This is a genomic window from Acinetobacter sp. YH12255 (genome assembly GCF_013417355.1).
Lineage (GTDB): Bacteria > Pseudomonadota > Gammaproteobacteria > Pseudomonadales > Moraxellaceae > Acinetobacter > Acinetobacter pseudolwoffii.
In genome coordinates, this window is sequence record NZ_VPEC01000073.1 from 1 (window position 1) to 7,404 (window position 7,404).

Here is a 7,404-nt window from a genome sequence, read left to right on the forward strand (position 1 = left end):
TGTACACAGTGCACTGGGTTATGTATCGCCTTTTGAGTTTGAAGCAATGTACTATGATAAGATTAACCCGTTAGGTCAGGTGGCCTAACTTAAATAAAAAAGTCTCCGACAAACCCGGTACGGTTCAGTTCGTAATTAATAATCCTTACCGTATTTTGGGGCTTACTGCAAATGCTTCATCAAGAGAAGTAGCAAAAAGAGTAGCTGATTTAGAAACATTTGCTGAGTTTGGTAAGCCAAAAAAATATTCCCTTGATCTAACTGAAATAGCACCTCTTACAAGAACAGTAGATACGATTCAGCAAGCTGCGAAAGATATAGAAAATGATACTGACAAATTGGTATACGCTTTCTTCTGGTTTGCAAAAGTTGATAGTGTTGATGAATTAGCAATTGAATGTATTGAAAACAATCAAGTTCAAAAAGCTTTCGAAATATGGGATCAGCAAATTAGTAAAAATGAAAATGATGCTAAATTTTCATGGCGACTTAATCGAGCTGTTATTTCATTATTTTGGTGCCAAGGTTCAAATTTTGATACTGACAATTTTGAATCAGCGTTGAAAGATTTAGGATATTTAACAGATGACCATTTTCAGGATGTTCAAGGATTTATATTTGGGGAAAGTAATTTAAAAATTGATATAGAACAAATAAATAAAAAAATTATAGATGAGATTCTTAAATTCATAAGTAATTTAGAAGAGCAACCTTATGGTGCATATGGTATTGGCCTATTACATGAGTTTTGGACATTTTCAACAAGTGCACAAGACTATGTACAGACAAAGTTATTTGCACTTTGTATTAATCAGATAGAAACTGCGATCCAAAAGAGTCAGCAGTTGAGGGATACTGAAAATTCAAGTTTTATAAATCAATATAATGGTTTGAAAGAAGTTGAAGACCTGATTTATGAAATAGATGAATTTTCGGAAAATTATAAAATACAAAATATTCTTAATGAGTATGTAGAAGAGGTTAGAAAGTGTTCCCTATATGCAAATAATAAGCTAGATAATCGTGATTTAGCCTATGATTTAATTACATGGGCAGAACAATTACCATCTTATGGACAGGTTGCTGAAGAGGTAAAGGTAAATAAAGAACAACTAATAGATTTAATTGAAAATGATAAATTTTCAAAAAACTACTCATCTATCGCTGAGTATATGGAAAGAGACATTAATTCAATCGAAGATGCTAGAAAAATTTTAAATATCTTTAAACAAGAATTAAAACAGATAGATATACATGATGACATGTATTACAAAGTATCTTCTTATTGTGTGACGAAAATTTTGAACTTTTTAATTGATGAATTTAATGATGCACATAATAGATTGGAAAACCACCAAGATATAGCATATTTCCTGAGTGTGGCTAAGCCTGTATGTAGCTTAATAGAAATAATGAGAACGTTCGAACTTGTGCCTGAGGTGGAGGATCGAGTTGAACGGAATTATAAAAATATTAAAGAACAGATTGAAGAGTTTGAAAATATTATTAATAAATTCGTGAAAACCCAAAATAATCATCAATATGAACCATCATCCTATCAAGAGCCTGGGTTTTATAAGTCAGATAAAGATATTGTATTTAGTGGGGCACTAGGTGGTTTAGCTGAACTTTGGGGATGGAATGCTGGTTTTCTAAGAATTTTGTTTGTTGTAGTTAGCGTATTTACATCTATTTGGCCAGGTGTAATTGCATATATCGTACTTAATATGATCATGCCTAAAAGAAATTAAGGTTTGAGTATTTAAAAATGAAGAATTCAATGAAAAGAATAGCTGTACTTATAGTATTGGGTGGGATGTTAGGGCATGCTTCAGCAGCATCTAATGAGCAAATTCCACAGGATATACGTGTTAAATTTGGCGAGCTTGAAAATTTAAACAAGCAGGCATTAGAACAAATTAATCAGATAAAAGCAGAGAGTCTTAAACAGCAAAAAGCATTAATTTCAAAAATTACTGAGCAGGATGAACAACACCAGCTGCAAATTAAAACTCTGAATGATGATTTAAAAATTCTAGAAACTAAGTTGCAGGATAGTATAAAAGCACATACACAAACTGTTGAAAAATTAAATCAGCTCAATAAAACAACGGCAGATACTGCTGCAACAATTAATGACAGTATTGCTACTCGAACAATCGCAGCACTGATCGGGTTGTTTTTAGCATTAGCTTTAATTGCTGCAAGCTACTTCTTACTCAGAAAAAGACAGAATCAATCAAGCGAGGATCTGTCTTCTCAAGTGAAACTAGCTTTAGATAATGTACGGCAAACTGAAGAAAATATTGTGAAGTCTGACATTCAACTTGCTGACCGCTTACATGAAGTTTTAATTCAGCTTAAAGAACAAGCCAAAGTTACACCTATGGTTCAACAGAATAGCGAACCGGATCATAGTCTACCTCTAAAATTGGCGGATGAAATTCATCGTATGCGTAAACGTCTTGCAGCATTGCCTGAAGATACTAAAGGATTGAAGCCTCTCAGTAAGTCATTAGAACGGCTAGAAGATGAGTTATCTGAGCAAGGCTATGAAATTATTGATCATACTGGTGCTGAATATATAGAAAATATGTCGATCAAAGCTCAGGTCATACCAAGTGATGAACTAGAAAATGGTCAAAGTATTATAACGAAGGTTATTGTTCCACAAGTGAATTTTAATGGGGTGATGATTCGTATGGCAGATGTAGAAGTTAGTGTAGGTTAAGGAACTATAAAAATGCGTCAAAAGATTGATTACGGTATTGATTTAGGAACAACAAACTCAGCGATTGCTCGTATGGAGGATGGTGAAGCATTTATTATAAAAAGTGATGATAATCAGATGGATACAACGCCATCTATAGTTTCTTTTAATAAAAAACAAGCTGTTTTTGTAGGATTGAGCGCAAAAAATGCATTAGAGAGAGAATCCGTTAGTTTTCATAGAAATCGAAAAAAAGCTGAGCCAAATGGTTATCAAGAATTTAAAAGAACCATGGGGACGGACCACCAATATACTTCTTCAAATATGCAACGATCTTATACTTCGGAAGAATTATCTGCTGAGGTATTGAAAAAACTGAAAGGTTATATTCGTGATGAGGAAGTCACATCTGCTGTAATTACAGTACCTGCAATGTTTAGGCAAAGCCAATTAGATGCAACACAACGTGCGGCTGAATTGGCTGGTTTTAGTTATTGTGAATTACTTCAGGAACCCATTGCTGCTTCAATCGCTTATGGAGTTAAAGCCAACGCTACTACAGGCTATTGGTTAGTATTTGACTTTGGTGGAGGAACTTTTGATGCTGCATTAATGCATGTTGAAGAAGGCATTATGAAAGTGGTGGATACTGAAGGTGATAATCATCTCGGTGGTAAAAATCTTGATAATGCGATTGTTGATCAGCTCTTAATTCCAGAATTACAAAAGCAATGTGAGTTATCGGATACTCTTGAAAATGAAAGTACTAAAAAACTCCTTCAAGATGCATTAAAAATATATGCTGAAGAAGCAAAAATCGCTTTATCCTCTAAAGAGAAATGGAGTTATTTCTTAGAGGATTTGGGTGAAGATGATGATGGGGAAGAAATTCAAGCTGATCTTGATATTAGTTTGGAGCAGTATGAAAAAGTCGTCAGTCCAATTTTCCAACGTGCAATTGACATCGTTCAAGATGTATTAAAACGTAATAATTTAAGTGGCCGTGATTTAGAGTCTCTTATCCTCGTTGGTGGTCCAACTTTCCAACAAACGTTGCGCCGCATGTTAAAAGAGCAAATTACAGAAAAGGTTGATACAAATATTGACCCGATGACAGCAGTGGCAAAAGGTGCTGCGTTATTTGCTTCTACAAAAGATATTCCAGGGGATCTACAAAAACGTGATAGTTCAAAAGCACAATTAAGCCTGAAATATCCGGAAACGACTGTAGAAACGCATGAAAATTTAGGCATTCGGATTGACCGTGATCAGTCTACAGCCAACTTGCCTGATACGTTTACTTTAGAAATTATTCGTGGTGATAGTGGTTGGTCTTCAGGGAAAGTGATTGTTGAAGGCGATGTAGAAATTATAGAACTCATGTTAAATGAAGGTAAAACCAACCAATTTAACATTAAATTATCTGGACCTGATGGTTCAAATATACCGTGTGAACCAAGTTCCATTACGATTATTCAGGGTATGAAGATTGCTAATGCAACTCTACCTTATAGTGTAGGCATTGAGGTGTATGATACGGTAGATAACAAACAGGGTGTTTACCCACTAGCAGGTTTAGAAAAAAATAAAACTTTACCAGCTAAAGGTAAAGGTTCTTTCAAGACTATGAAAGATATTCGACCAGGTGTTAAAGAAGATCAACTTTTAATACCAATTTATGAATTGAGTCGAGAGAATGCGGGATCTAGAGCCATCTTAAATACATTCTTCGGTAAATTTGCTATCACGGGTCAAGATATTTCTAGTTTTCTTCCTGCGGGAAGTGAGGTGGAAGTAACCTTAAATATTGATGCTTCACGCCGAGGAAAATTATCGGTTTATCTGCCATCTTTAGATGAAAGTTTTGATATTGTCATTGAACCGACAATTGAAAAAGACGTGAAGAAAGAGGAATTACAGAAAGAGATTGTTCAGGCAAAAGCAACAGCACAACGCCTTGCCAATGAAGGTAACAGTGTTGCAGAAAAACAGCTCGAACAGTTAGATGAAACAGAACAAGTTCTGAATGATCGTGGTCATGAACGCTCAAGTAAGGAAGAAGTGAAAGCTAAGCTTCAAGAGTCTTTGATTGAGTTAGATAAGCAAGAAGAAGCTGGCGAGTGGCCAAAAGTGAAGCAAGAGCTTCAGGAAACACTGAATCACCTAATTATGCAAAATAAGCGTTATGGTAATGCTCAGACCAATCGCCTTGTTGAAGAGTCTGAAGAGCATGTTCGCCAAGTGATCGCTGCTAAAGATATTCAATCTGCGAAGAAGTTAGAAAGTCAGTTATCTTCTATGGCATTTGAACTACAAGGACAAGATATTAGTTTCTGGGTAGGTGCTGTCTATTATCTCGATGAAAGTTTTGATGAAATTAAGTGGACAAATCGTGCAGAGGCATATCGTGGTGTACAGAACCTCAAACAATTGCTTAATATGAATCCTAATAAAGATCGTCTTGAGCAGGCAGTTTGGGAGGTTGTGCAATTAATGAGCCCTGAAAGTAAAGCTGCAATGCAAAATGTCAATAATGATCTATTGAGACGTTAAGAAGAAAATGAAGCGAGTCGGTACATTTCCTAAAAAATCGGTGATTGAAAATCAGTATCAAGTACAGAAGTACTTAGGTGAGCATGATTGTTGTGAAGTGTATCGAGTCGTGGACTTAAGCTCTCATGAGCTTAAGCTGATGAAAGTTATTCAAAATGAGCTTCTATCTAAGATCGATATTGATTTATTAGAAGAAAAGTTGCATCAAGCATCTTTGTTAGTACATCCCAATTTGATGATACAGTCTGAATTACAAAACTTTATAAGTGATGAGGTTAAGTATTATTACTTTTTAAATGATTATCTTACAGGTGAATCACTTGAAAATTTAACAGAACGAAAATTAAAGCTTACAGTGACTGAAAGTCTAGATATTTTATTGCCAGTTTTAGAGGTAGTGGACTATTTGGATCATCATAAGAAGCTTCATAAATTCATAGATCCGAGTTATATATATTTGGACTACAGCTCAGAAAAAAAACAAAGTTATTTATGTTTGGTTAAAGTTATTCAATTTTTTTCAGGTTCAAAGAAAAACATAGCTCTAGCATATCAATCTAGTACAAATGTGATTAAAAAAACTGATGCAGAAGATGATCTTTTTGCGTGGGTGGTCGTTTTGTATAAATGTATTACAGGTGTTCATCCTTGGAACTATGATATTGATTGGGAAGAGCAAACAACCAATATTATAAAAAAACGAATAGCACTCCACCGAATGAGTTATCAATCTACGCCTTTATCTTTTTATGAAAGAAGATATGAAAAAGTTGATGATATATTTAGTTTAATTTTAGATGGTAGCCAAATAAAAGAAAAACAATGCATAAGTGATTTTAAAGCTAATTTATTAAAAGTCTTTGATTCATCTAGTAAAATTTTGGGTAATAAGGAGCTTAAATTAGGAAATAATTCAAAAAAAACTAGTGAAAAAAATCCATTGAGAAAAGGTTTGGAAAAAGTTGCAGGTATGAGTGACCTGAAAAAGCAATTGGATGTGGATGTTATACAATCGCTAAGGCAAATTGAAAAATATCAAAAATATGGTATTGAGCCATTAAATGGGATACTGTTATATGGTCCACCTGGTTGTGGTAAGACATTTATTGCGAGATGTTTAGCTGAAGAAATAGGTTATTCATATTTTGAAATAAAACCTTCAGATTTAGCTAGTGTTTATATACACGGAACTCAAGAAAAAATTGCAAAATTATTCAAGGAAGCTGAACAGGAAAAACCTTCATTAATTTTTATTGATGAGATAGATGCTGTGTTACCAAATAGGAATGAGGGTAATTTGAATCACCATCATCTAAGTGAGGTCAATGAATTTTTAGCGCAAATTTCAAATTGTAATGAGAAAGGAATTATTATTATTGGAGCAACAAATCGACCTAAAGCGATAGACTCAGCAATGTTAAGAACAGGTCGATTAGAAAAACATATTTATATAGGTTTCCCGGACTTTAATGCTCGTCTAGATATGCTAAAACAGTATATCGAAAATAGACCATTTTCTGAGGATTTAGATCTTTTTAATGTAGCTATTTTAACGGTTGGTTACACTTCTAGTGATCTTAAATATATAGTAAATGAGACTGCTAAAATGGCATTGAAAAAAGATAGCAAAATTACGGATGAATTTTTTAAAGAGGTTATTGAAAAGTATAAACCATCTGTAAAAAATGATGATAGTTTCAGTCAGTTTTAAGAACAAATAATGGATAGTTTATATGTATTAGTTCAGACTTGATCGTACATTCTTCTTGAAAAAGAGAAAGTTACCCGTTTTGATAAAGGTGTCGAAATCTTAATCAAACAAAGGTAACTTTCTTATGTTGCATACTAACAATCAAATCATTAAACACAAAGTAGGTCTGCTCAATTTAGCTGAAGAGCTTCAGAATGAACCGTACCGGGTTTGTCGGAGACTTTTTTATTTAAGTTAGGCCACCTGACCTAACGGGTTAATCTTATCATAGTACATTGCTTCAAACTCAAAAGGCGATACATAGTAAGCGTCCGCTGAACACACCTTATGAATTCATCCTATAAGCCTTAATTTAGTCCCCACTTAAAAACAAGTGGGGACTAAAATTTATGACTACAAATAACCAGACATCCATCGCATCTCTTGCGAA

The 7,404-nt window shown here is 34.1% G+C and carries 4 protein-coding genes; all 4 read left to right on the forward strand.

Annotated elements, in window-relative coordinates; genetic code table 11:
- The first annotated feature begins 155 nt into the window (after nucleotides 1–155).
- From FTV30_RS15055 to FTV30_RS15070, 4 genes are read left to right on the forward strand one after another with little or no spacing between them, the layout of a single operon-like run.
- Nucleotides 156–1,751, forward strand: a complete 1,596-nt coding sequence (locus tag FTV30_RS15055) for a PspC domain-containing protein (protein ID WP_218950583.1) — start codon at nucleotides 156–158, stop codon at nucleotides 1,749–1,751.
- A 29-nt stretch (nucleotides 1,752–1,780) separates the two neighbouring features.
- Nucleotides 1,781–2,731 (forward strand): hypothetical protein, encoded by a 951-nt coding sequence (locus FTV30_RS15060; protein ID WP_180001865.1) that lies wholly within the window; start codon nucleotides 1,781–1,783, stop codon nucleotides 2,729–2,731.
- 12 nt (nucleotides 2,732–2,743) lie between these two features.
- Entirely contained in the window at nucleotides 2,744–5,263 is a 2,520-nt protein-coding gene (locus FTV30_RS15065; protein WP_180001866.1) for an Hsp70 family protein, read from the forward strand.
- 7 nt (nucleotides 5,264–5,270) lie between these two features.
- Entirely contained in the window at nucleotides 5,271–6,974 is a 1,704-nt protein-coding gene (locus FTV30_RS15070; RefSeq protein WP_180001867.1) for an AAA family ATPase, read from the forward strand.
- Nucleotides 6,975–7,404 lie beyond the last annotated feature (430 nt).